The organism is Nonomuraea sp. NPDC050783 (assembly GCF_040802095.1).
Taxonomy (GTDB): Bacteria; Actinomycetota; Actinomycetes; order Streptosporangiales; family Streptosporangiaceae; genus Nonomuraea.
This window is the reverse complement of the sequence record NZ_JBFAHK010000004.1, coordinates 541,531-566,375: the sequence shown is the minus strand read 5'-3', so window position 1 is coordinate 566,375 and position 24,845 is coordinate 541,531. Positions and strand designations below refer to the sequence as shown.

The 24,845-nt window shown below is 73.3% G+C and carries 21 protein-coding genes; 12 read left to right on the top strand and 9 right to left on the bottom strand.

Features of this window, described 5'->3' with window-relative positions; all coding sequences use genetic code 11:
• Window positions 1-119: 119 nt before the first annotated feature.
• Together sepH and AB0H75_RS14000 are read right to left on the bottom strand one after the other, a co-directional pair.
• Window positions 120-3,167 carry a septation protein SepH gene (gene sepH, locus AB0H75_RS14005; RefSeq protein ID WP_367795683.1) on the bottom strand — a complete coding sequence of 1,016 codons (3,048 nt, stop codon included), beginning with the start codon at window positions 3,165-3,167 and terminating at the stop codon, window positions 120-122.
• 160 nt (window positions 3,168-3,327) lie between these two features.
• On the bottom strand, window positions 3,328-4,275 hold the full coding sequence (locus AB0H75_RS14000) for a protease inhibitor I9 family protein (protein WP_367795680.1): 948 nt from the start codon (window positions 4,273-4,275) through the stop codon (window positions 3,328-3,330).
• Window positions 4,276-4,388: 113 nt separating this feature from the next.
• On the opposite strand from AB0H75_RS14000, the gene AB0H75_RS13995 reads away from it, so the two are divergent.
• Entirely contained in the window at window positions 4,389-5,258 is an 870-nt protein-coding gene (locus tag AB0H75_RS13995; RefSeq protein ID WP_367795677.1) for a hypothetical protein, read from the top strand.
• Window positions 5,259-5,376: 118 nt separating this feature from the next.
• Here the strand turns inward: AB0H75_RS13995 and AB0H75_RS13990 are convergent, their stop codons facing one another.
• From AB0H75_RS13990 to AB0H75_RS13980, 3 genes are read right to left on the bottom strand one after another with little or no spacing between them, the layout of a single operon-like run.
• Window positions 5,377-6,654, bottom strand: coding sequence for a D-arabinono-1,4-lactone oxidase (locus AB0H75_RS13990; protein WP_367795674.1), 1,278 nt, complete (start codon window positions 6,652-6,654; stop codon window positions 5,377-5,379).
• A 56-nt stretch (window positions 6,655-6,710) separates the two neighbouring features.
• Window positions 6,711-7,457 carry a polysaccharide deacetylase family protein gene (locus AB0H75_RS13985; protein WP_367795671.1) on the bottom strand — a complete coding sequence of 249 codons (747 nt, stop codon included), beginning with the start codon at window positions 7,455-7,457 and terminating at the stop codon, window positions 6,711-6,713.
• 56 nt (window positions 7,458-7,513) lie between these two features.
• Window positions 7,514-8,716 (bottom strand): MFS transporter, encoded by a 1,203-nt coding sequence (locus tag AB0H75_RS13980; protein ID WP_367795668.1) that lies wholly within the window; start codon window positions 8,714-8,716, stop codon window positions 7,514-7,516.
• Between the two features lie 92 nt (window positions 8,717-8,808).
• Here AB0H75_RS13980 and AB0H75_RS13975 point away from each other — a divergent pair, with 92 nt between their 5' ends.
• A complete protein-coding gene (locus tag AB0H75_RS13975; protein WP_367795665.1) occupies window positions 8,809-10,050 on the top strand; it encodes a lytic transglycosylase domain-containing protein in 1,242 nt (413 codons plus the stop codon).
• 45 nt (window positions 10,051-10,095) lie between these two features.
• On the opposite strand, the gene AB0H75_RS13970 is transcribed toward AB0H75_RS13975, so the two are convergent.
• Window positions 10,096-11,040 (bottom strand): ferrochelatase, encoded by a 945-nt coding sequence (locus AB0H75_RS13970; protein ID WP_367795662.1) that lies wholly within the window; start codon window positions 11,038-11,040, stop codon window positions 10,096-10,098.
• An 86-nt stretch (window positions 11,041-11,126) separates the two neighbouring features.
• Here AB0H75_RS13970 and AB0H75_RS13965 point away from each other — a divergent pair, with 86 nt between their 5' ends.
• Entirely contained in the window at window positions 11,127-13,073 is a 1,947-nt protein-coding gene (locus AB0H75_RS13965) for an alpha/beta fold hydrolase (protein ID WP_367795659.1), read from the top strand.
• Window positions 13,073-13,861 (top strand): inositol monophosphatase, encoded by a 789-nt coding sequence (locus tag AB0H75_RS13960; protein WP_367795656.1) that lies wholly within the window; start codon window positions 13,073-13,075, stop codon window positions 13,859-13,861. Before AB0H75_RS13965 ends, AB0H75_RS13960 begins: the two co-directional genes overlap by 1 nt.
• Before the next feature lie 57 nt (window positions 13,862-13,918).
• Here AB0H75_RS13960 and AB0H75_RS13955 read toward each other — a convergent pair whose 3' ends face one another.
• A complete protein-coding gene (locus AB0H75_RS13955; protein ID WP_367795653.1) occupies window positions 13,919-14,083 on the bottom strand; it encodes a hypothetical protein in 165 nt (54 codons plus the stop codon).
• A gap of 231 nt (window positions 14,084-14,314) precedes the next feature.
• Between AB0H75_RS13955 and AB0H75_RS13950 the strand changes: the two genes are divergently transcribed.
• The 4 genes from AB0H75_RS13950 to AB0H75_RS13935 all read left to right on the top strand — a co-directional run bounded on the left by AB0H75_RS13950 (window position 14,315) and on the right by AB0H75_RS13935 (window position 17,741).
• Window positions 14,315-14,968 (top strand): response regulator transcription factor, encoded by a 654-nt coding sequence (locus AB0H75_RS13950; protein ID WP_043614151.1) that lies wholly within the window; start codon window positions 14,315-14,317, stop codon window positions 14,966-14,968.
• A complete protein-coding gene (locus tag AB0H75_RS13945) occupies window positions 14,965-16,257 on the top strand; it encodes a sensor histidine kinase (RefSeq protein ID WP_367795650.1) in 1,293 nt (430 codons plus the stop codon). Before AB0H75_RS13950 ends, AB0H75_RS13945 begins: the two co-directional genes overlap by 4 nt.
• Window positions 16,258-16,563: 306 nt before the next feature.
• Entirely contained in the window at window positions 16,564-16,863 is a 300-nt protein-coding gene (locus AB0H75_RS13940) for a DUF4193 domain-containing protein (protein ID WP_020542847.1), read from the top strand.
• A gap of 80 nt (window positions 16,864-16,943) precedes the next feature.
• The gene (locus AB0H75_RS13935; RefSeq protein WP_367795646.1) at window positions 16,944-17,741 is read left to right on the top strand and encodes a hypothetical protein; all 798 of its coding nucleotides are present in this window, start codon (window positions 16,944-16,946) and stop codon (window positions 17,739-17,741) included.
• 21 nt (window positions 17,742-17,762) lie between these two features.
• Here AB0H75_RS13935 and AB0H75_RS13930 read toward each other — a convergent pair whose 3' ends face one another.
• Together AB0H75_RS13930 and paaK are read right to left on the bottom strand one after the other, a co-directional pair.
• Window positions 17,763-18,347, bottom strand: a complete 585-nt coding sequence (locus AB0H75_RS13930) for a TetR/AcrR family transcriptional regulator (protein WP_367795643.1) — start codon at window positions 18,345-18,347, stop codon at window positions 17,763-17,765.
• Between the two features lie 4 nt (window positions 18,348-18,351).
• On the bottom strand, window positions 18,352-19,665 hold the full coding sequence (gene paaK, locus AB0H75_RS13925) for a phenylacetate--CoA ligase PaaK (RefSeq protein WP_367795640.1): 1,314 nt from the start codon (window positions 19,663-19,665) through the stop codon (window positions 18,352-18,354).
• A 112-nt stretch (window positions 19,666-19,777) separates the two neighbouring features.
• Here paaK and paaN point away from each other — a divergent pair, with 112 nt between their 5' ends.
• From paaN to AB0H75_RS13905, 4 genes are all read left to right on the top strand, one after another.
• A complete protein-coding gene (gene paaN, locus AB0H75_RS13920) occupies window positions 19,778-21,424 on the top strand; it encodes a phenylacetic acid degradation protein PaaN (RefSeq protein WP_367795637.1) in 1,647 nt (548 codons plus the stop codon).
• Between the two features lie 102 nt (window positions 21,425-21,526).
• On the top strand, window positions 21,527-22,336 hold the full coding sequence (locus tag AB0H75_RS13915; RefSeq protein WP_367796018.1) for a 3-hydroxyacyl-CoA dehydrogenase family protein: 810 nt from the start codon (window positions 21,527-21,529) through the stop codon (window positions 22,334-22,336).
• Window positions 22,337-22,349: 13 nt separating this feature from the next.
• Entirely contained in the window at window positions 22,350-23,297 is a 948-nt protein-coding gene (locus tag AB0H75_RS13910; protein WP_367795634.1) for an MBL fold metallo-hydrolase, read from the top strand.
• A complete protein-coding gene (locus AB0H75_RS13905) occupies window positions 23,294-24,826 on the top strand; it encodes an FAD-dependent monooxygenase (RefSeq protein WP_367795631.1) in 1,533 nt (510 codons plus the stop codon). Before AB0H75_RS13910 ends, AB0H75_RS13905 begins: the two co-directional genes overlap by 4 nt.
• The last annotated feature ends 19 nt before the right edge of the window (window positions 24,827-24,845 follow it).

The following is a 24,845-nucleotide window of genomic DNA, read 5'->3' as shown; positions in this document are numbered from 1 at the left end:
GCTGACGCGTGATCCGGCACTGACGCGTGATCCGGGGCAGCCCTCACACGTCCATCGCGTTCAGGCGGGTGACCCGGTGACGCTGGGCGCCGGGGCCTGTAGGTCGCTCGGAGGCCTGGTCAGTCCTGGCGGCGGGCGCCGAACATGATCTCGTCCCAGGTGGGGACCGAGGCGCGACGGCCACGGGAGCCCTTGCGCGCCTGACGGGCGGCCGGAGCGGGCGGCGGGGACGGCACCGGCACCGGCGGCTCGTCCTTGGCGCCCTTGTCTCCCGGCCGGGCGGCAGGGACCTTGGGCTCGGCGCCGGGGGCCGGCTTGGGCTTGGGCGCCGGCGGCTTGACGTCCTTGGCCGTCTCTTGCTCGGCCGCCGTCTCTTGCTCGGCCGCCGTCTCTTGCTCGGCAGCGGCCTCCTGCTCGGCAGCGGCCTCCTGCTCGGGCTTGGGCTGCTCGGGCTTGGGCTGCTCAGCCGTGGGCTGCTCGGCTGCGGGCTGCTGGGGCTCGGGCTGCTGCTGGGCCTTCGGCTGGTCGGACTGTGCCTGCTGGGGCTCGGCGGGCTGCTCGGGTGCGGTCGTCTGGGGAGTGGTGTTGTCCTCGGCCTTGGGGGTCTCCGTGGCCGGCTTCGTCTCGGCGGTGGGCTTCGGTGCCTCGGCCGGCGTCGAGCCGGTGGTCGGCTTGGGCTGCTCGGCCGGTGTCGTGCTGGCGGTGGCGGCCTGTGCCTCCGTGGGCGCAGTGGCTCCGCTCGGCGTTCCCTCGGGCTTCGCCGCGCCGTCCGTCGGAGGCTGGGCAGGCGTGCCAGGGGTGGCGTCCGCCGCAGGCGCGGGGGCGGGGCTCGACGCGGGTGTGCCGGCGGCCGGTGCCTGGGCCTCGGGCGCGGTGGTGGCGGGCGCCTCCGTGGACGCTTCCGCCGCAGGTGTGGTGGCGGCAGGCGAGGTCGCTGCGGGCTCCGTGGCCGGGGCGGCAGGGGTTGCGGAGGCGGCGGGAGCCTCGGTGGCCGTGGGCTCGCTCGTGGCCGTGGGCTCGCTCGTGGTAGCGGCGTCGGTGGCCGGCTCGGTGGTGTTCGTCGGGGTGCCGGCGGTGGAGGCGCTGTCAGGAGCAGGCGCGCTGTCCGAGGCGGACGTGGTGCTGGAGCTGACGTCCGAGGCCGGTGCGGCGGGCTCGGGGGCGGGAGCGGCGGGCGCGCTGGGCCGCGCTTCGGCGACGTCGGGCGGTGCGGCGGCGGCAGTGGTGCCAGGGCGCGCTTCGGCCGCGTCGGACGGCGCTGCGGTGGAAGCGTCGGGGCGTGCCTCGGCGGCGGGCGGTGCCGCGGGGGCGGCGGGTGCCGTTTCGGCGGTGGTGGCGACGTTCGGCTGGGGGGCTTCGGTGGAGGCGGTGCCGGTCTCGGAGGGCTTGCCCTCGGCGGCGCCGGCTCCGGCGGTGGGCGTCGCGTCCGTGGCGGTGGGCGTCGCATCCGTCGCGTTCGCGTCGGGGGACGTCAGAGCCGTGGCGGGCTGGTCCGACGCGGGAACGGTGCCCGTGGCTCCGGCGGGCTGACCGGTCGGTGCGGACTGGCCGGTGGCGGCCGGCTCGCTGGGCGGGGCCGCCGCAGCGGCGGGTGCAGGCTGGGCGGGTGCCGACGGAGCGGGAGCGGCCGTCTGAGCGGGCATGGCCGGCTGGGCGGAAGGAGTTGGCTGCCCAGCCGGAGGCATTTGAACGGGAGGAGCCGCCTGGGCAGGCGGGGCTGCCTGGGCGGAAGGGGTTGCCTGGGCGGGCGGAGCCGCTTGGGCGGGCGGAGTGTCCTGGGCAGTCGGAGTCGCCTGGACGGGGGGAGCGGGCGGGGCCGGGCGGGGGGTCTCGCTGGAGGTGGTCGGAGGGGTCTGGGCAGGCGAGGACGGTGATGCGGCCGGGGCGGGGGACGTGGCCGCGGGCGTGGCGGGACGCACGGGACGGGCGGGCGGCTCCTGGGACGGGGGCGCGGGGCGGGTGGCAGGGGCGTAGATGGCGTCGTTGTCACGATCGGCCGGGCGGCCGGAGCTGAAGTCGGGCAACCACGGCGAAGGCCCGCCACGGCGGGACGAGCCATCACCGGGACGGGCGTAACCGGCCTCGCGGGACGAGCCGTCACCGGGACGGCCGTGACCAGCCTCACGGGATGGGGCGTCACCAGGACGGCCGTGACCGGCCTCGCGGGACGGGACCTCGCCAGGACGGGCGTATCCCGCTTCGCGGGAGGGCGTCTCGCCGGGACGGGCGTAACCGGTCTCGCGGGAGGGCGTCTCGCCGGGACGGGCGTAACCGGTTTCGCGGGACGGGACCTCGCCGGGACGGGTGTGGCCCGCTTCGCGGGACGGGACCTCGCCGGGACGGGTGGAGCCGGTTTCGCGGGAGGGCGGGTCCGCGCGGTGGGCGGTGCTCTCCGAGCGTGACTCGTCCTGGTCGGTGCCCGGGGGGCGGGGCGGCGGGTTGTAGCCGACGGCGGGCTCCTCGGGCTCGCGGCGCACCACCGAGGGGAACGGCCGCGCGTCCGAGGCCAGCGGCGGCACCGGCTGCAGCTTGGCCACGCGCGGCGCGAACGGCGTCACCGTGGTGTCCTCCACCACGGGCGGCTCGGGGTCGAAGTCGGCGGCCGACAGCCGCGTGGCCTCGTCGTCGTGGGGCGTCACGTGCCGCTTGCGCGGGTCGAAGAGCCATTCGGCGTGGCGCGTGTGACCGTTCCACACGTAGCCGAGCTTGACTCGCCACAGGCCGTCGTCGCGCTTGGCGGAGTCCCAGTCGATCTCGTCGGTGGGCACGCCGCGCCTGGTCAGCCGCTCGGCGACGAGGTCACCCAGCGTGGGGCCGGGAGCGGACTCGCCGGGCATGCGCACGGCGACGCGCTGCGCCTGCTGGGCGACGTACTCGCGCTCCTGCAGCACCGGCCCCTCGAACCAGCGCACCCGCTCGACCGGGATGCCGGCGGTGGCCGCGATCTCCTCGGCGGTCTCCCCGGCACGGATGCGGGCCTGGATCTCCTTGGGGCGCAACGGACTCTCCACTTCGATCTCGTACTGGCCGAGACGGGAGAAATTTCCGCGGACGGCAGCACGGAGCCGGTCGTCCACGGGAAGAGTGAAGCGGGTGCCCCGTCCGGCCGTGGCCAGCACGAGGTAGGTACCGTCCTCACTCACCGCGACGAGTCGGAGCTCCTGCATGCGAGTCCCTTCGTCAGCGTCGCCATTCTTCCCCCGGACCCTTGAGTCTCTCGCGTGTGCCGGTTGCCTGCCAGCACCGTACCCGGCATGTCCGAACATCGCCTTCCTGGGATAGCCAAGGGGCGATGTGACGCCGGTCACATTTGTCGAATCCATCCCTCTAGAGCCCGCCGTTGTGCATGAGGAGGTTAAGGGCCCTCGACGGGTTCTGGCGAATCGCGCCGGGGGCGGAAGTGCAGTTGAGTAGAGACGCGACAATCGCCGGGTTCGCGTCGGGAGTGCGCTCCAGATGTCGCGCGGCGGCCGCCGCGAGGTGCGGGACGACCGCAGTGTACGCCGCCCCGCCCGGCCCGATCCGGCACTCGCCGGAGTCCGCGGCGCCCACGACGAACACCCCGGCGCGCACCAGGGAGCGCACGGCGGCGCCGAGGGCGGGGGAGCCGGCCCCGTCCACCGGCAGCGCGGCCACGGACGGCCCGCGTACGTGCCGGCGGATCCAGTCCAGCCCCGCCAGCACGTCGGCCAGCGCGCCCGACCCGCCGCAGCCGAGCGTCCGCACCGAGGCGATCCCGGCCGCGGGCGCGGCGGCGTGTATCCGCCCCGCGACCTGGGTGCCGTGGCCGGTGCAGTCCCGCCCGGTGCCCCCGGTGGCGTCGAAGGCGCGCCACGCCCGGTCGCCGAACTCGGCCCGCCCCGCGTCCACCCCGCTGTCCACCAGGTGAACCGTGACGCCGGCGCCCGTTCCGCCCCCGGCGAGCGCATGGGCAGGCCGCCGTACGGGCATAGGGTGAATCTGGCGGTCGGGCTCCACGGTGCGCACGCGGGGGTCGGCGCGCAGCGCCGCCAGCTCCGCGGCGCTCAGGAACGTGGCGAAGCCGGGCAGCGCCGCGGTGTAGTAGCGCCGCACCCGCCAGCGCACCTCGCCCACGAGGTCGCGGGCGGCCGCCCGGCTGCGCGCGATGACGATGTACGGCCGGGTGGGCTCGGTGACGGCGGGGCGCGCGGTGAGACCTGAGGCGGGCGTCATGGCCAGGGGGACGGCGGTCGCGGCGGCCGTCGCCGCGGCCGCGGCCAGGTACACGGAGGGCAGGCCGAGTCGTCGGGGCACGAGTTACGAGGGTGCCTGTCACGCAGGTCACAGGAACAACAGGACACGCCGTCCCGTCTATTCACGAGACAGGTCTTTACCGAATGCAGGACGAGAGGGGACTGGTCCGAGGGATGGGCGGCGAGCAGCGTAAGTTCGAGCTGAGCGGGCCGCAGATCCTGGGGAGCGCCCTGGCCGCCGTGACGGCCGCCGTGGCCGCCTCCTACCTGGGCGTGGCCGGCACCGTGATCGGCGCGGCGGTGGTCAGCGTCGCCAGCACGGTGGCCGGCGCGATCTACACGCACTACCTCAAGCAGACAGGGGAGCAGGTCAGGCGGCGGATCGTGGTCGTCCGCCGCCCTTCAGGCCAGGGGGACGGATCCGGCCAGGACGAGGGGACGCGCGGCGCCGCCGGGGACACCCTGGTCATGCCCGTCGTGCGGGAGCGGCGCGCGAAGCTCGCGTGGGGGAAGGTGGCGGCGGCCGCGGGGCTGGTGTTCGCGGTCAGTATGGGGAGCATCCTGGCCTACCAGGCCGTCGCCCAGGAGACGGTGCACGAGCAGGTCACCGGCAAGGCGTCGCGCAAGGACGCGGGCGACGGGCGGCGGGCGCCGGCCGATTACGACGGAACCACGGGCGGGCGCGGCGCCCCGGCCGGGCCGACCGGCGCGCCACGGGACGCCGGCACGCGGGCGCCGGCGACCCCGAGCCCCACCCCGACCCCGACCCCGACCGTGACGGCCACGGCGACGGCGACGGCGACGGCGACGGTCACCGTGACGCCGGAGCCGACCGGGCCGGGCGCCACGGCGCCGCAGGGGCGCGGGCCGAGCCGCGCGCCGAGCGGCGGGCCGGGGCGCTCGCCGCAGGAGGAGCCGAGCTCCGGCGCGGGTGACGGGGACTCCCGCGACGGCCGGCCGGGCCACCCGGACCGGACGGGCCAGCCGGCCGACGATAGCGACTGGACGGGCGGGGCCGGCCAGGACACGCCCCCCGGCCGCTGACGCGGCACGGGCGGCAGGGGATGGTCGGCCGGGGACGGTCCGGCCTCAGGGCGGCCGGGGCCCAGGGTGGCCGGGGTCCAGGGCGGTCGAGGCCCAGGATGGCCGGGGTCCAGGGTGGCTAGCCGAGCACGCGGTCCAAGTACGCGTTGGAGAACAGGCGGCCCGGGTCGAGGCGGTCGCGCAGGTCGGTGAAGTCGGTGAAGCGGGGGTAGACCTTGGCGAGGTAACCGGCGTCCCGGGTGTGCAGTTTGCCCCAGTGCGGCCGCCCCTCCAGCCGCGTCATGATCTCCTCCACGCCCTCGAAGTACGCGGGGTTCGGCGTCGGCCGGTAGATGTGGCAGGCCACGTACGCCGAGGTCCGCCCGTACGCGGTGGACAGCCAGGCGTCGCTGGGCGGCGTCACCCGCACCTCCACCGGAAAGGTGATCTTCCAGTCCATCCGGTCGATGAGGTCGCGGGTCTCGCGCAGCGCCTGGGCCAGCCGCTCGCGCGGCACCGCGTACTCCATCTCCAGGAACCGCACGTCCCGCCGCGCCGTGAAGACCTTGTACGAGGTGTCCACCGACTCGACGTCCCCGAGCGCGGCGGCGCTGGCGGCGTTGATGCGCGGGATCAGCCCGGGAGCGCGGGCCCCGACCGCGCAGGCCGCCCCGAAGACGGTGTTCTCCAGGAAGACGGCGTCCAGCCAGTGCCGCGCGGCGCTCGGCGGCCGGGCCGGCCCGGGGTCGCGGTTGTTGGTCTTGACCAGGCAGGCGTCGGTGTGCGGCAGCCAGAAGAAGTCGAGGTGCTCGTTGGCGGCGGTCAGCTCGTCCAGCGAGGTCAGGATCTCGCTCAGCGGCATCCGGCGCCGCCGGTGCCGCAGCAGGAACGCGGGCTCGACCCGGAAGGTGACGGCGGTCAGCACGCCGAGCGCGCCGAGCCCGACCCGGGCGGCGTCGAACAGCTCCTCGCCGGGCGCGGCGGTGGCGATCGTGCCGTCGGCGAGCACCAGCTCCAGCTCGGCGACCTGGTCGGCGAGGCCGCCGCTGTCGCGGCCGGTGCCGTGCGTGCCGGTCTGGATGGCGCCGGCGACGGTCTGCTCGGTGATGTCGCCCATGTTGGCCAGGGCGAGCCCGCGCCGGTCGAGCAGCTCGTTGAGCACCCGTAACGGGGTGCCGGCGCGGACGGTGACGCGGTCGCCGGCCCAGGAGGTGACGCCGGTCAGCGCGTGGGGGCGCAGCATGATCCCGTCGGTGAGGGCCACGCCGGTGAAGGAGTGGCCGGTGCCGACCATGCGGACGCGCCGCCCCGACGCGGCGGCGTCGCGGACGGCCCGGACGACGTCCTCGGCGGACGCGGGGGCGCGGACCTCGGCGGGGCTGCCGGTCTGGTTCCTCGCCCAGTTCGTGAAGACCATCGAGCAGCCCCTTCGCGAGCCCGCACAGCACCGTTGACGTCAAACGTGAACGATACTCAGTTCTCCCAGCCCGCGGGAACCGGGAAGATGTCGCCGGCTTCGAGGTTCTCGCCCTTGACGACGTCGGAGACGGTCACCAGGTGGTAGCCCTTGCCCTGCAGGGACTTGACGATCGACGGCATGGCGTCGACGGTCTGCTTCACCCAGTCGTGCATGAGGATGATGCCGTTGGGCTTGGCCACCTCAAGGGTCTTCTTCTTGATCGCCTCGACGTTCTTGCTCGCCCAGTCCTCCGACCCGGCGGTCCAGAGGATGATCGGCATCTTGAACTCCGCGGCGATGTCGGAGACGGTCAGGTCGGCCAGCCCGTACGGGGGCCGCAGCAGCTTGGGCTCCACCCCGGCCGCCTTCTTGACAGCGTCCTGGGTCTTCTGGATCTCGCTCCTGATGGCCGCAGGCTCGGATTTGGTGAAGTCAGGGTGGGTGTAGCTGTGGTTGCCGAGCTCGTGGCCCTCGGCGGCCATGCGCTTGACGAACTGCGGGCGGCTCTTGGCGTACTGGCCCTCCAGGAAGAACGTCGCCTTGGCGTCGTACTTCTTGAGGGTGTCCAGCAGCGTGCCCGCGTACTTGCCGGGGCCGTCGTCGAAGGTCAGCGCGATGCACTTGACCTGCGAGCAGTCGACGGCGGCGGCTTTCTTGGGGGTCGCGGCTTTCTTGGGGGTGGTGGCGGCCTGCGCCTGGCCCGGGGCCAGAGCGACGCAGACGGCCGCGATGGCCAGAAGTGAAGTGAGTTGTCGGGACATGAAAAAAGCTTCCATTTGTGATGGATGTTGCGAGGGATGTTCCCGACGGTAGCGGATCAGCTCTGGACGGGTGAAGCCGCGGCGGGAAGTCTCAGCAAACCCGAACCTCCGACCCCGACGAGGAGCGCCAGCACGGCCGCGCCGAGGGCGATGAGGTAGGCGTCGGACGCGCCGACGGTCTCGGTGAAGTGCCCGCCCGCCCACGCGCCGGCCGCCACGCCGATGCCCAGCGCGGTGGAGATCCACGCCATGCCCTCGGTGAGCAGCGGCGCCGGCACCAGCCGCTCGACCAGGGAGAAACCCGTGATGAGCGTCGGCGAGATGGCGAACCCGGCCAGGAAGAGCGCCGCGGCCATCAGCCACGCGTTCCCGATGAACGAGATCGGCGCCAGCCCCAGCGCGAACACCAGCAGCGCCCGCACGAACCGCCCGCGCAGCGAGATCCGCCAGTGCCGCGACCCGAACCACAGCCCCGACACCATCGACCCGCCCGCGAACGAGGCCAGCAGCAGCCCGGAGACCCCCTTCACCCCCTGCTCCTCGGCGAAGGCCACCGTGATCAGGTCCACGGACCCGAAGACCGCCCCCATCGCCACGTAGACGCACGCCAGCAGCGCGATGCCGGGGATCAGGATGGGCGTGCCGCCCGCCGACCTGTGCGGGGTGACCGGCGGCTGGGTGCGCCGCTGCGCCGCCAGCGCCAGGCAGCCGGCCAGCATGAAGACCAGCGCGGCGACCAGCCCCAGGTACGGGTTGAGCTGCGTGGCCAGCAGCGTGACCAGCGCCGGCCCGGTGACGAAGACGACCTCGTCCACGACGGACTCGAAGGCGAAGGCGGTGTGCAGCCGGTCGGAGCCGCCGTGGATGGCCGACCAGCGGGCCCGTACGAGCGAGCCGACCGACAGCGAGGTGCCGCCGACGACCAGGGCGGTCAGGTAGAGGGTCCACTCGTGCAGCCGCAGGAACGTGCAGACCATGAGGGCGGCCAGCGCGAGCGCGTTGACCACGGCGAACGGCGGGATGATCCGGCCCTGCCCGAACCTGTCCACGAGCCGGCCCGACAGCGGCGCGCCGACGGCGAAGGCGAGGTTGCTGGCGGCCGCGACCGCACCGGCGGTGGCGTAGGAGCCGGTGACGCCGGAGATGAGGAGGACGACCCCGATCCCCAGCATGGACATCGGCATCCGCCCGACGAATCCGGCCAGCACGAACGCCTTGATGCCAGGCCCGTCGAACAGCCCCCGGTAAGGCCCGACCACCCCGTTTCCCCCTTACGTACGCCAGCCAACCCTTGCGCACTGATGTCCGGATTGCAAGTGGTTTCCCCGCCGACTGGGCTAACGTGTCCCGAGTGTCCGGTCTTCCCTCCTTCCGTGCGGTCATGCTCATGGTCGTCGCCGTGCTCACGGTCACGGTCGCGACCGGTGGTGTCATCGTGTTCCTGGACGGTGACCTGGTCAGGAGCACGCAGGAGCCGGTACGCGAGCCCACCCGCCGCCCCTCGGCCGCGCCCCGCCTGGACCAGCTCGTCCCGACGCCCGGCCCCACGACCGGTCCCACGACCGGTTCCACCGCGGGTCCCACCACTGAGCCCGTCGGCGAGCGGACGCGGGAGTTCGGCGAGGGCGGCCCGGGCGTGACCGCGACCCCGGCGCGGGTGTTCGCGATCGCCCCGGCGGAGGTGCCGAAGCGGACCCGGCTCAGGCTGGGTGCGCTGAAGCACGTGGAGAAGGTGGCCGTGGTGGACGCCGGCCAGGTCAAGGTGTCGGGCACGCCGCTCAACCTGCTGGCCGTGGACCCGGCCCACTTCCGCTCCTGGACGCCCCAGGCCGTCGCCGACCAGCCGGCCGTGTGGAGCGCCCTGTCCAGGGGCGAGCTGGTCGCCGAGTCCGGCGCGGCCCGCAAGTACGGCATGGCGCCGGGCGCGCTCTACCAGGTGGACGGCGGCCCGAGGCTGCGCGTGGCGGCCACCGCCCCGCTGGGGCTGACCGGCGTGGACGGGCTGGTCGGCGCGGACCTGGGCCGCTCGCTGGGGTTCGCGCCCGGCGTGGCGGTGCTGCTGCACGGCAAGCCCGGCACGATCAGCGAGGCCGGGGTGCGCAAGCTGCTCGGCAAGGGCTCCCAGGTCGTCGTGCTGGACGCCGCCGCGCGCACCCAGAAGCGCCGGGCGACCACCGACACCTCCCAGAAGCCGCGGAGCGTCAACGTCGGCCGCCCCGGCAGCTACCTGGACCTCTACAAGCTCTCCGCCGCCCGCTGCCCCGGCCTGTCCTGGACGGTGCTGGCCGCGATCGGCCAGGTCGAGAGCGGGCACGGCCGCAACAACGGCCCCTCCAGCGCCGGCGCGCTGGGGCCCATGCAGTTCATGCCCGCGACCTGGAAGCACTACGGCGTGGACGGCGACGGCGACGGCAAGGCCGACATCTGGAGCCCGTACGACGCCGTGCCGAGCGCGGCCGGCTACCTGTGCGCCAACGGCGCGGGCCGGGGCGGCGAGAAGCTGCGCAAGGCGATCTGGTTCTACAACCACTCGTGGGACTACGTGAACAAGGTCATGGGCATCGCCGAGGGGTACGCCCGCACCTACGCCTGACGCCTGCTCGGGACGCTCCGCTCGGGACGGCCTACTCGGGACGGCCTACTTGGGGCGGCGGGGCGCCGGGCAGCAGGTGAGCGGGCAGGGCACCGGCTCCGGCTCCTCCATCAGCTCGCGCACCATCCGCACGAAGCGCGGGTGCGTGCCCGCCGTGGCCGCCCGCTCCAGGGGCAGGCCGAGCTCGGCGGCGACGGCCCGGGCCTCGGTGTCGAGGTCGTAGACGACCTCCATGTGGTCGGAGACGAACCCGATCGGCACCAGCACCACGGCGGGGGCGTCGGTCTTGCGCAGGAAGTCGCAGACGTCCGGCTCCAGCCACGGCACGTGCGGCGGGCCGCTGCGCGACTGCCACACCAGGTCCCACGGCTCGTCGCGGCCGAGGGCCCGGCTGACCAGCTCGGCGCTGCGGCGGAGCTGGGCCTCGTACAGGCCGCCCGACGGGCCGGCGGTCTCGGCCATGGAGACCGGGATGCTGTGGGCGGTGAACACCAGGCGGGCGTCGTCGCGGCCGAGCCGCTCCAGCGCCGCGCGCGTGTGGTCGGCCATGGCGGCCACGAAGCCGGGGTGGTCGCCGAAGTGCCGCATCTTGACCAGCTCGGGGCCGCCCTCGATGGAGATGCGCCTGATGTCCTCGTAGTACTGGCGGCAGCTGGAGTAGCCGGCGAAGGCGGAGGTGGCGAAGACGGCCGCCCTGCGGACGCCGTCGGCCTTCATCCGCCGTACGGTGTCCTCGCCGAACGGGTGCCAGTTGCGGTTGCCCCAGTAGACGGGCACGTCGAGGATCGGGCGCAGCGCCTCGATGAGGTCGCGGTTCTGCTGGTTGATCGGGCTGACCCCGCCGAAGCCCTGGTAGTGCTCGGCCACTTCGAGCAGCCGCTCGCGCGGCACGCCGCGCCCCCGCACGACGTTTTCCAGGAACGGCATCACGTCGTCGGGACCCTCGGGCCCGCCGAACGACAGGAGCAGCAGAGCGTCGTAATCACCCACGTGAACCACCCTATTCAACCGTGCCGGTGGTCCCTCCGCGAGGTAGGTTCGGTCGGGTGAGCGCATTTAACGACATACGTGACTATGTGGCAATTCCCCGGGTTCTCTCGCTGCGGCTGTCGCCCGACGGCTCCCGGCTCGTCTCCACCGTGCAGTCCCTCAACCCCGACGGCAAGTCGTACGGCACCGCGCTCTGGACGATCCCGCTGGACGGCGAGCCCGCCCGGCTCACCCGCTCCGCCAAGGGCGAGTCGGCCGCCGTCTTCACCGACGCCGGTGACCTCCTGTTCACCTCCGCCCGCCCCGACCCGACGGTGAAGGACGCCACGGACGAGGTCCCGGCGCTCTGGCTGCTGCCGCGCTCCGGCGGCGAGGCCCGGCAGGTCGCCACCAGGCCCGGCGGCATCGGCGCGGTGCGCACCGCGGGTGACGTGGTCGTCTTCTCCTCCGACGTGCTCGACGGCGAGGAGGCCGCCGACGCGGAGCGGCGCAAGGCCCGCAAGGAGGCCGGGATCAGCGCGATCCTGCACGAGGGCGCGGCGGTCCGCTACTGGGACCACGACCTCGGCCCGGGCCGCCCCCGCCTGTTCGCCGCCCGGCTCGGCGCCGACCGGCTGGAGGACGTGCGCGATCTCACCCCCGACGCCGGCGACGCGCTGCGCGAGGCCGCCTTCGAGCTGACGCCGGACGGCGCGAGCGTGGTCACCACCTGGCAGGTCGAGCTGCCCAAGGGCGAGACGCGTACCGACCTGGTGGTCATCGACGTGGCCACCGGCGAGCGGCGCACGCTGCTCACCGACGAGGGCCACGACTTCGAGGGGCCGCTCGCGATCTCGCCGGACGGCGCCCGCGTGGCCTGCTCGCGCGGCCGGCTCACGTCCCTGGAGGTCTCGGCCCGCAGCGAGCTGTGGATCGCCGACCTGGCCACCGGCGAGGGCCGCGGCTACGCGCCCGACCTGTTCCCCCTGGGCCTGGAATGGGCGCCGGACTCCTCGGCCGTCTACCTCGTCGCCGACCACCAGGGCCGCCGCCCGGTCTTCCAGGTGCCGCTCGACGGCGAGGTCCGTCGGCTCACCGGCGACGACGCCGCCTACGCCGCCGTGAGCGCCGCCGCCGACGGCGGCTTCCTGTACGCCCTGCGCAGCGCGATCGACCTGGCCCCCGCCCCGGCCAGGATCGACGTGACCACCGGCGAGATCGCCGACCTGCCCTCGCCCGCGCCCCGCCCCGAGGTGCCCGGCACGCTCACCGAGATCACCGCCATCGCCGACGACGGCACGACGATCCGCGGCTGGCTCGCGCTGCCCGAGGGCGCCTCCGCCGGCAACCCCGCGCCGTTCCTGCTGTTCATCCACGGCGGCCCGATCGCCTCCTGGAACGACTGGCAGTGGCGCTGGCAGTCGTGGATCATGGCCCAGCACGGTTACGCCGTGTTGATGCCGGACCCGTGCCTGTCCACCGGCTACGGTCAGGACATGATCGACCGCGGCTGGGCCAGCTGGGGCCCGCGCACCCAGGCCGACCTCGACGCCATCGTGGACGTCGCCCTGGCCAGGGACGACATCGACAGCGAGCGCGTGGCCGCCATGGGCGGCTCGTTCGGCGGCTACATGGCCAACTGGCTGGCCGGGCACACCGACCGCTACAAGGCCATCGTCACCCACGCCTCGCTGTGGAACCTCGACCAGTTCGCCGGCACCACCGACGCCCCCCACTACTGGCAGCGCGAGTTCGGCGCCCCCGGCTCCGAGCGCTACGGCCTGCTGTCGCCGCACCACGCCCTCGACCGGATCACCACCCCGATGCTCGTCATCCACGGCGACAAGGACTACCGGGTGCCGATCGGCGAGGCCCTGCGCCTGTGGTGGGACCTGCGCCGCACCGAGGTCGAGTCGAAGTTCCTGTACTTCCCCGACGAGAACCACTGGATCCTCAAGCCCGGCAACATCGTCGCCTGGTACGAGACCGTGCTCGCCTTCCTCGCCCAGCACGTGCTCGGCCAGGAGTGGAAGCGCCCGGACTCGGTGGCCTGATGAGCGACTTCCTGAGGCTGGCCGAGGACATCGCCCGCGAGGCCGGCGACATGCTGCTGGCCAAGCGGCCCACGATGTCGGAGGAGGTCGCCACCAAGTCCAGCCCGACCGACGTGGTCACCGCCCTGGACACCGCCTCCGAGCGGCTCATCCGCGAGCGCATCGAGGCCGCCCGCCCCGGCGACCGCATCCTCGGGGAGGAGGGCGGGGAGGCGCCGGGCGAGGGCGACGTGCGCTGGGTCGTGGACCCGATCGACGGCACCGTCAACTTCCTGTACGGCCTGCCCGACTGGGCGGTGTCGATCGCCGTCGAGGTCGGCGGCCGGGTCGTGGCCGGCGTGGTGAACGTCCCGGCGCGCGGCGAGGTCTTCACCGCCGCGCTGGGCGAGGGCGCCTGGCTGGGCGGCACGCGGCTGCGCTGCAACACCGGCGTGCCGCTGGCGCAGGCGCTGGTGGCGACCGGGTTCGGCTACGCCCAGGCCAGCCGGGCCGTCCAGGGCAGGGTGGTGGCCGAGGTGCTGCCGCGCGTGCGTGACATCAGGCGCGGCGGCTCGTGCGCCATCGACCTGTGCTCCCTGGCGGCCGGGCGGGTGGACGCGTACTACGAGCGGGGCATCAACCCCTGGGACTACGGCGCCGCCGGTCTGGTGGCGACCGAGTCGGGGGCGCGCCTCGCCGGGCTGCGCGGCCGGCCGGTGAGCCGTGACTTCGCGCTCTGCGCGGCCCCTGGCCTGTTCGAGGAGCTGCACGATCTGCTGGTGACGCTGGACCCCGAGCGCGACGCCTGATCCAGGGTGTCCCGGGGCACGAACGGCCGGAGCGGGGCTCCGGCCGTTCACCGCGGATCAGCGGGGCAAGGCGATGCCGTGATCGTCCGCCAGACGGCGCAGGTCCTCGATCTCGGCGGTGAGCGTGTCGGCGAGGTAGTCGTCGCCGGCGCTGCGGGCCTCCCGAAGGCCCTCGTAAGCCTGGTCGAGGCGGTGTTCGATCGTGGTGGTGAACTCGCCCATCTCACCTACTCTCTAGGGGTTCGTGCCGTGCGGGGCGATGGGCACCCATTGCCAGTCGATGTCCGGCCGATGGGTGTCCCGCAGGCATACCCCGGCTCGTCCCCCTCCGAAACATGAATTTCCTGGCACTCTGCCTCGCCTGTCGGTCACCAACGCCTGAACATGCCTTACCGTGCGCTTATCGCCACTGTGGGGACAATGAGTGGCCAGGACGAAGAGAGGTGTTCCAGCGTGCGAGTGCTGGTGGTGGAGGATGAGCGGGTGCTCGCCGACGCGATCGCGACCGGGTTGCGGCGCGAGGCCATGGCCGTGGACGTGGCCTACGACGGCGGGGGCGCCCTGGAGCGCACCTCCTACATCGACTACGACGTGATCGTGCTCGACCGGGACCTGCCGGTGGTGCACGGCGACGAGGTGTGCCGGCGGCTCGTGGAGCAGCGCACCGCCTCGCGCATCCTGATGCTGACCGCCTCGGGCGACGTGGACGACAAGGTGGAGGGCCTGGGCCTCGGGGCCGACGACTACCTCGCCAAGCCGTTCGTCTTCATCGAGCTGGTGGCGCGGGTGCGCGCGCTCGGCCGGCGCTCCGCGCCCGCCCTGCCGCCCGTGCTGGAGCGGGCCGGCATCCGGCTCGACCCCGGCAAGCGGCTGGTGGAGCGCGACGGCAGAGAGGTCGTGCTGACCAAGAAGGAGTTCGCGGTCCTGGAGGAGCTGATGCGCGCCGAGGGCGCCGTCGTCAGCCAGGAGGACCTGCTGGACAAGGCGTGGGACGAGAACATCGATCCCTTCACCAACGTCGTCCGGGTGACCATGATGACGCTGCGCAAGAAGCTGGGCGAGCCTCAAGTGATCGAGACCGTGCCCGGGGTTGGGTACAAGTTGTGAGCGAAGGGGCAGAGCGCCGCGCGGAGCAGACGCATCCGATGATCAGCCCGCACTCGGCGAGCAAGGCGACACGTGTGCAGGAGGCGCCTCCGCCCAGCGGCCCGCCCGTCTGGGACGGCCCGCCCCCGCCCGCGTACCCGCCCGCCCAGCGCACGACGATGGACCGCATGAAGGCGCTGCCGGGCAAGGTCAGCATCCGCTGGCGGCTGACCGTCACCTACGCCGCGCTGGTCTTCGTGGCCTCGGCGGTGGTGCTGTTCTCGCTCTACACGATCGTCGCCCGGGCGATCGACCAGTCCTGGCCCGAGCTCACCTGGGGGACGGCCAGGGACGAGCTCACCTGGCGCGACTCCCGGCTGGCCGCCGTGTCGCGGGCGCAGGACGCCCTGCTGCAGAGCTCGGTGATGGCGCTGATCGGGGTGGGCATCCTGTCGCTCATCATCGGCTACTTCGTGGCCGACCGGGCCCTGCGGCCGGTGGCGCGGATGACGGCCGCGGCGCGCAGGCTGTCGGAGAGCACGCTGGCCCACCAGCGCATCGCCCTGGAGGGCCCCAACGACGAGCTGAAGGAGCTGGCCGACACCTTCGACGCCATGCTCACCCGGCTCAACGTCGCCTTCGACGCCCAGCGCAGATTCGTGGCCAACGCCTCCCACGAATTGCGTACCCCTCTCACCATCAACCGGACGGTCCTGGAGATAGCGCTGTCCGATCCCGAGGCGTCGGAGGACCTCAAAGCGCTCGGGCGCACCCTTCTCGAAGTGAACGCGCGTAACGAGAAGCTCATCGAGGGACTGCTGCTGCTGGCGAGGAGCGAGCGCGAACTCGCCGTGCGCAAACCGCTGGACGTTCAGGAAGCGGCGCGGACCGCCGTCGAACAGCTCACGCCGTTCGCCGCGGAACACGGGGTAACCGTCAGCACCGAACTGGTCAGCGCGCCTACCGTGGGCGACCCGGTGCTGCTGGAGCGCTGCGTCGGCAACCTGATGGAGAACGCGGTGAAGTACAACATTCCCGAAAACGGAAAAGTATGGATCCGGGCGGGAATGGCAGACGGTGCCGTGGTTGTTCAGGTGGCCAACACGGGACAGCTCGTCCCGGCGTACGAGGTGAACAGCCTGTTCGAGCCGTTCAGGAGGCTCCACGCCGACCGCGTGGACTCGGCCAAGGGATCGGGTCTCGGGTTGTCCATCGTCCGTGCGGTGGTGCAGGCCCACGGCGGAAATGTGACCGCCGTGCCACGTGATGGCGGAGGACTCGTAGTGACCATTCGGTTGCCGAAGGGCTGACCCGTGATGCTCCGTGACGTTCGTCCGCGTGTTGATGCACGGGGGGCGTCTCGTTCACGCCGCACATGTGGTTGGATGTGCCGTCGAACACGGTGGTGCATGACGCCAAGGCTGTGGGTTTCGCCATATTTGGCTAACCATTGCCGCCGGCAGCAGGCCCTGGCGTGTCGGGAGGTTCGCGGGCCGTTCCCGCGGGGTACCGATGGGAAATCTCCCCGGCGGAACGGGCACAAGATGGGCCTCCCGGACGTTAGATGACGCGCGACAGCGCGCCGACATATAGATGAGGGGGATGGAGTAAGCACAATGGCTACCGACTACGACAGCCCACGCAAGACTGACGACGACCTGGGGGAGGACAGCCTCCAGGAGCTTCAGGCGCGGCGCACCGACAAGTCCTCCGGCAGCATCGACATCGACGAGACCGACCTCGCCGAGTCGCTGGAGCTGCCCGGGGCCGACCTGTCGAACGAGGAGCTCTCCCTGCGGGTGATCCCCCGCCAGGCCGACGAGTTCACGTGCTCGCGCTGCTTCCTGGTGCACCACCGCAGCCAGCTGGCCTCGGAGAAGAACGGCCAGCAGGTCTGCCGGGAGTGCGCCGCCTGATCGCCGTGCCTCAGGGTACGAGAGCGTGACTTCAAGCCGACGAACCCTGAAGGTCGCGACCATGAGGACGGAGGCATCGCGTGGCCGAACCGGAGAAGGACCGTCAACCAGGAGACGAGATCGCCGACCCCGACAAGGAGGTCGGCGAGCTCGTAGGCAGGCTCACCGAGGCCGGTGAGCTGGAGCCGGCCGAGCGGCGCAAGCTGCTCGGCCGACTAGCCAGGGCCCTGTCCGCCGGCGCGAAGCGGGCGAAGGCGACCGGCACCGGGCGCGGGCGCTGGCTGGCGGACGTCTTCCTCAACATCGCGCCGCGCATTCCGATCCGGGACCTGCACATCCTCTCCGAGCATCATCACGGCATGACCGGCGAGCAGCTCGCCGACGATCTGGTGCGCACCGCCCAGAAGGCCACGATGACGGTCGGCGCCATCGGCGGAGCGCTCGCGGCGGCGGAGTTCGCCGCACCACCCCTCCTGCTCTCCGCCCCCGCCCAGCTCGTCGCCGAGACGATCGTCGTGGCCGCCATCGAGGTCAAACTGCTGGCCGAGCTGCACGAGGTCTACGGCGTGCGCGTGCACGGCACCGGCGCCCAGCGCGCCATCGCCTTCACCGCCGCCTGGGCCAGGCAGCGCGGGATCGACCCCCTCGCTCCCGCGTCCGTGTCGCTCGCGCTCGGCGCGGCCACCAAGACCGCCCTGCGCAACCGCCTCATGCGGACGCTCGGCCGGCACCTGACCACGTTCGGGCCCTTCCTGACCGGAGCCGTCGCCGGCGGCACGCTCAACAGGATGGCGACGAAGAAGCTGGGCGAGGCGATCCGCGACGACCTGCGCGGCAAGCTGCCCCCCGGGCCGCGCCGCGACGAGCTGCCCGGCTGACCCGTCACCCCCGCGCCCCCGTCACCCCCGCAACCCGTCGAACGCCATTGTGACCAGCGCGTCGGCCACGTCGTCGGCCGACGCGCCCCTCTCCGGCCGGTACCACTCGGCGATCGAGCCGACCGCGCCGAACAGCAGCCGCGTCACCAGCGCCGGATCCAGGTCGGGCCGGATGGCGCCCTCGGCCGCCGCTTCCTTGACCAGGTGGCTGACGAACGCGTCGAACTCCCTGCGCCGCTCCAGCGCCGCCTGCTCGGTGGCGCTGTTGCCGCGCACCCGCAGCAGCAGCGTCACGTACGGCAGCCGCTCGGCCAGCACCCGCACGCTCTGCCTGACCACCCACTCCAGCCGGTCGATGGCCGGGCCGGTGGCCGCCCGCTCGTCGGCGGCCAGCGCGAACAGCCCGTCCAGCGCCCGGTCCAGCGCCCGGGCGAGGAGCTGCTCCTTGCCGGGGACGTGGTAGTAGATCGCCGACTTGGTGACGCCGAGCGCCCTGGCGAGGTCCTCCATGCTGGTGCCGTCGTAGCCGCGCTCGTTGAAGACGCCGACGGCGATCGACAGGACGGACTCGGGGTCGTGCCCGCGCCGGCGGGATGGGGTGGACATATGCCTAATTATCCGGACGATTATCCAGGCGTTCGTCGATGACCCGCCGCAGCTTGCCCATCGACCGCTCCAGCGTCCCCGGATCGGCCACCTCGACCTCGACGCTCACCCCGACCCCGGCCTTGACCGCCGCGGCCAGCGCCGCCGCCGCCCGCGCCCGCCCCTCGAACCCGGGCCGCGCCTCCACCCTGACCGTCATCACGTCCAGCCGCTCCGGCCGCGACAGGCGCAGCTGGAAGTGCGGCGCCAGGCCGGGCACGCGCAGCACCAGCTCCTCGATCTGGGTGGGGAACACGTTCACGCCGCGCAGGATGATCATGTCGTCGGTGCGGCCGGTCACCCTCTCCATGCGCCGGAAGGCCGGGCGCGCGGTGCCGGGCAGCAGCCGGGTCAGGTCGCGGGTGCGGTAGCGGACGACCGGCATGGCCTCCTTGGTGAGGGTCGTCAGCACCAGCTCGCCCCCGTCGCCGGCGGGCTCGCCGGTGAGCGGGTCGACCGTCTCCGGGTAGAAGTGGTCCTCCCAGACGTGCAGGCCGTCCTTGGTCTCGGCGCACTCGACGGCCACGCCGGGGCCCATCACCTCCGACAGGCCGTAGATGTCCACGGCGTGCAGGCCGAAGGCGTCCTCGATCTCGGCGCGCATCCGCTCGGTCCACGGCTCGGCGCCGAAGACGCCGACGCGCAGCGACGACGCGCGCGGGTCCAGCCTCTGCGCGGCGAACTCGTCCAGCAGGGCCAGCATGTACGTCGGCGTCACCATGATCACGTCCGGCCGCAGGTCGGCGATCAGGCGTACCTGCCGCGCCGTCATGCCGCCGGAGGCCGGGACCACCGTGCACCCCAGCCGCTCGGCCCCGTAGTGCGCGCCCAGCCCGCCGGTGAACAGCCCGTACCCGTAGGCCACGTGCACGACGTCGCCGGGACGGCCGCCGGAGGCACGGATGGAGCGGGCCATCACCTCCGCCCAGACGTCGAGGTCCCCCTTCGTGTAGCCGACCACGGTCGGCCGCCCCGTGGTGCCGCTGGAGGCGTGCACGCGCGCCACCCGGTCGCGGGGCACGGCGAACATGCCGAACGGGTAGTTCTCGCGCAGGTCCTGCTTGGTGGTGAGGGGGAACCTCGCCAGGTCGGACAGGTCCTTGAAGTCGTCGGGACGCACGCCCGCCTCGTCGAAGCGCCGCCGGTAGAAGGGCACGTGGTCGTAGGCGTGGCCCAGCGTCCACCGCAGGCGCTCCCGCTGCAGCGCCACGAGCTCGTCACGGGAGATCCGCTCGATCGGGTCCAGCTCGCCGGGCTCCGGCGGGTGCGCCAGTCTCATCTCAGCTCCCGGGATCCGCCCGCGCGCCACGGCAGGTCTCCCTTGTCAACTGACCGAATGTTCGGTAAACACTTCACCGTCCGGCCGATCTCTGTCAAGAGGGTGAGCCATCATGTACGAGCAGCACCGTGACACCCTGGAGAAGGCCCTGGCCGCCGTCGCCGGGCGTGGCTACTGGAGCGCCTACCCCGAGTCGCCGAGCCCCCGGGTGTACGGCGAGGGGGCGGCCGAGCGGGGCAAGGAGGCGTTCGAGTCCTACCTGGGCAAGCCGTTCCCGCTGGAGCAGCCGGGCACCGGCTCCTGGATCGGCGCCGAGCGCTCGCCGTACGGGATCGAGCTCGGCGTCACCTACCCCGAGCCGGTCGCCGAGGAGCTGATCGCGGCGGCCCTGGCGGCGATGCCCGCCTGGCGCGACGCCGGGCCCGACGCCCGCGCGCTGACCTGCGTCGAGATCGTCAACCGGATCAACCGGCGCAGCTTCGAGCTCGCCCACGCGGTGCAGCACACCACCGGGCAGGCGTTCGTCATGGCCTTCCAGGCCGGCGGGCCGCACGCCCAGGACCGCGCGCTGGAGGCCGTCGCCTGCGGGCACGCCGCCATGACCGCCGCCGCCGCGAGCGCCCGCTGGGAGAAGCCGGCCAAGGGCGAGCCGCTGGTCATGGACAAACGCTTCACCGTCGTGCCCCGCGGGGTGGCCGTGGTGATCGGCTGCAACACGTTCCCGACCTGGAACGCCTACCCCGGGCTGTTCGCCTCGCTCGTCACCGGCAACCCGGTGATCGTCAAGCCGCACCCCCGGGCGATCCTGCCGCTGGCGATCACCGTGCTCGTGGCGCGGGAGGTGCTGACCGAGGCGGGGTTCGACCCGGCGCTGGTGTCCCTGGCCGCCGAGGAGGGGCAGGGGCTGGCCGTCACCCTCGCCGCCCACCCCGACGTGCGGATCGTCGACTTCACCGGCTCCACCGAGTTCGGCGACTGGCTGGAGCGCAACGCCCGCCAGGCGCTCGTCCACACCGAGAAGGCCGGCGTCAACGCCGTCGTCCTCGACTCGACCGACTCCTGGCGCGGCATGCTGGGCAACCTGGCGTTCTCGCTGTCGCTCTACAGCGGGCAGATGTGCACCGCGCCGCAGAACATCTTCGTCCCGGCCGGCGGCATCGACACCGACGAGGGGCACAAGAGCTTCGAGGAGGTGGCCGAGGGGCTGGCCGCGGCCGTCGGCCGGCTGCTGGGCGACGACGCGCGGGCGGTCGAGCTGACCGGCGCCGTCGTCAACCCCGGCGTGCTGGAGCGGGTGGAGAGCGCCGGGTCGCTGGGGGAGGTGGTGCTGGCGTCGCGGGCGATCCGGCACCCGTCGTTCCCCGGCGCGGTGGTCAGGACGCCCGCCATCGTGCGGGTGGAGGCGTCGGCGGAGGACGTCTACGGGCGCGAGTGCTTCGGGCCCGTCTCGTTCCTCATCCCCACGGCCTCCACCGGGGAGAGCCTCGACCTGCTGCGCCGTACCGTGAAGGCCCGGGGCGCGCTCACCGCCTCCGTCTACTCCACCTCCCGGCAGGTGCTGGACGACGCCGAGCGGGCCGCCCTGGACGCGGGCGTGAACCTGTCGTGCAACCTGACCGGCGGCATCTACGTCAACCAGTCGGCCGCCTTCAGCGACTACCACGGCACCGGCGCCAACCCGTCCGCCACCGCCTCCCTCACCGACCCGGGCTTCGTCGCGGGCCGCTTCCACCTCGTCCAGTCCCGCCGCCCCGCCTGAGACCCTTCCCCTCTTCCGCGGGCCCTGGAGGGGCGGCGGGAGGGGGAGCGCTCTTTTCGCGGGTTCTCAGGGAGGATGCTCAGGGTGGAGAGGGTGAGCGGAATGAAAGTGGCGGTGATCGGCGGAGGCCGGATGGGGAGCGGGATCGCCCAGGTGTTCCTGGCCAGGGGCGACCACGTCACCGTCCAGGAGCCCGAGGAGGAGGCCGCCCGCCGCCGCATCGCCGACGGCCTGGCGATCGCCGAGTCCAAGGGCCTGGCCGACCGCGCGGAGGCGCTGGGCAGGCTCGTCATGGGCGAGGTCCCGCCGGACGCCGAGCTGGTGATCGAGGCCGTCCCCGAGGACCCGGCGCTCAAGGCGCGGGTGCTGGCGGCGGCCGAGGCGAGCGCCGGCGAGGACGCCGTCCTGGCCACCAACACCAGCTCCCTGTCCATCGCCGAGCTGGCCGCCGTCCTCGACCGCCCGGACCGCCTCGTCGGCCTGCACTTCTTCAACCCGGTCCCGGTCCAGCGCCTGGTCGAGATCGTGGTCACGCGGGCCACCCCGCCCGAGGTTCTGGCCAGGGCCCGCGGCTACGCCGAGCGCCTGGGCAAGACCGCCGTCGTGGTCCGCGACTCGCCCGGCTTCGCCACCAGCCGCCTGGGCGTGCTGCTCGGCCTGGAGGCCGTCCGCATGGTCGAGGAGGGCGTGGCCGCCCCCGAGGACATCGACACCGCCATGACGCTCGGCTACGGCCACCCCATGGGCCCGCTCCGGCTCGGCGACCTGGTCGGGCTGGACGTGCGCCTGGCCATCGCCGAGTACCTGCACGCCCGGCTCGGCCCGCGCTTCGAGCCGCCGCGGCTGCTGCGCGACAAGGTGGCCGCCGGCGAGCTGGGCCGCAAGAGCGGGAAGGGGTTCTACGAGTGGTGACGGGAGGAGAGCCATGCCCAAGCCGTTCGCCTCGTCGGCCGACCTCGGCGCGAAACGGCAGACCCTGGAGGTGCTCGCGGACGGCGTCTACGCGCTGACCGCCGAGGGCGACCCCAACGTGGGCGCGATCGAGGGCGAGGACTTCCTGGTCTGCTTCGAGGCGCTCGCCACCCCGGTGGCCGCCCGCGAGTGGCTGGCCCGGCTGCGCGCGCACACGGACAAGCCGGTCAGGTACCTCGTGCTGTCGCACTACCACGCGGTCCGGGTGCTGGGCGCGTCGGCGTTCGGCGCGGACGTGATCGTCGCGCACGACAGGACCCGCGAGCTGATCGCCGAACGCGGCGAGCAGGACTGGGCCAGCGAGTACGCCCGCATGCCCCGCCTGTTCAGGGAGCCGGCCTCGATCCCCGGCCTGACCTGGCCGACGGCGACCTTCAGCGACACGTTCACCATCCACCTGGGCGGCGACCGGGGCGAGCTGGTGCTGGCCCACTGCGGGCGCGGCCACACCGAGGGCGACCTGGTGGCGTGGCTGCCCCGGCAGCGGATCATGTTCGCCGGCGACCTGGTCGAGTCGCGGGCCGCCCTCTACACCGGTGACGCCTTCCACCGCGAGTGGGCGTCCACGACGCTCGACCGGGTGGCGTCGTTCGGCGCGCGGACGCTGGTCGGCGGCCGGGGCGCGGTGGCCAGGGACGAGGCGGAGGTCGAGGCGGCCGTCGGGCAGACCCGCGACTTCCTGGAGGTCATGCTGCGCGAGGTGGGCGGGGCGGGCACCCTGAAGGAGGCGTTCGCCCGCACCCACCACGCCCTGGCCCCCCGCTACGGCACCTGGCCGATCTTCGAGCACTGCCTGCCGTTCAACGTCTCCCGGCTGTGGGACGAGCTGCACGGCGTCGAGCGCCCGCGCGTGTGGACCCCCGAGCGCGACCGCGCGATCTGGGACGAGCTGCAGGCATGAGTGGACGGGTCATCGTGGTCGGCGCCGGGCCGGTGGGGCTGACGGCCGCGCTGCTGCTGGCCCGGTGGGGCGTCCCGACGCTGGTGCTGGACCGGCGGCCCGGGCGGGAGGCGATCGGGTCGCGCTCGATCTGCCAGCAGCGTGACGTGCTCGACATCTGGGCGGCCGCGGGCGCGGGCGCGATCGCCGAGGAGGGCGTGACCTGGACCACCGCGCGCACCTACTACCGCGACCGCGAGCTGCTGTCGTGGTCGTTCGAGCGGGAGGGGCCGCTGCCGCCGTTCGTGAACCTCTCGCAGGCCCGCACCGAGCAGATCCTGGACGCGGCCGCCGCCGGGCAGCCGCTGGTCGAGGTGCGCTGGGGTCACGAGGTCACCGGGATCGAGCAGGACGCCTCGGGGGTGAGCGTGCGGTGCGGGCGGCGGCTGCTGCGGGCGCCGTACGCGCTGCTGTGCGCCGGGGCGCGGGCCCAGCCGCTGCGGCGGGCGCTCGGCGTGGGCTTCGACGGCGAGACGTTCGGCGACCAGTTCCTGATCTGCGACATCAGGGCCGACCTGCCCGGCTGGGAGCACGAGCGGCGCTTCTACTTCGATCCCGCCTGGAACCCGGGCCGGCAGGTGCTCATCCACCCGTGCCCGGGCGGGACGTTCCGGATCGACTGGCAGATCGCGCCCGGCTCCGTCCCGACGAGGGAGGACGTCGCGCGCAGGATCCGGCAGATCATCGGCGAGCGCCCCTACGACCTGCTCTGGCACAGCACCTACCGCTTCCACCACCGCCTGGCCGACCGCATGCGCGTCGGGCGGGTCCTGCTGGCCGGCGACTGCGCCCACCTGGTGGCGCCGTTCGGGGCGCGCGGCCTCAACTCCGGCGTCCCCGACGCGGAGAACGCCGCCTGGAAGCTGGCCTTCGTGCTCAACGGCTGGGCGGGGGAGGAGCTGCTGGAGTCCTACCACGCCGAGCGGCACGCGGCCGCCAGGGAGAACCTGGAGGTGACCGGGGCCACCATGCGCTTCCTGGCGCCGAGGAGCGCCGAGGAGCGCGCGCGCCGGCGGGCCGTGCTGGAGGGCGGGCGGGTGGCCGAGGTGGACTCGGGGCGCTTCGCCGAGCCCTTCTGGTACGTCGACTCGCCCCTCACCACGCCCGAGCCCGGCCGCCCGTTCGCCGGCCGCCCGCCCCGGGGCGCGCCGTGCCCGCCCGCGCCCGGCGTGATCCTGCCCGACGCCGCGCTCCCCGGGGGCCGGCTGCGCGAGAGGTGCCGGGATGGTTTCCTCCTCCTGCTGGGTGATATGTGTGATTCGAGTTTGTTTGCGCAGGTCTTGGGCAAGGTCATTACCGCGCCGCTCGCCGTACGCGGGCTCGCGGAGATGGACGGCACAGGCTCGCTCGCTGAAAAGCTCGGCGCCGGGCCCGATGAGGCATGGCTCATCAGGCCCGATGCGTACATCGCCGCGATCATCCCCCATGCGGGGCCTGAGCCGGTGGCGGTCGCCATGAGCCGCGCTCTCGGTGGCTCTGCTGATACATGACCCCATAGAGGAGGGACTG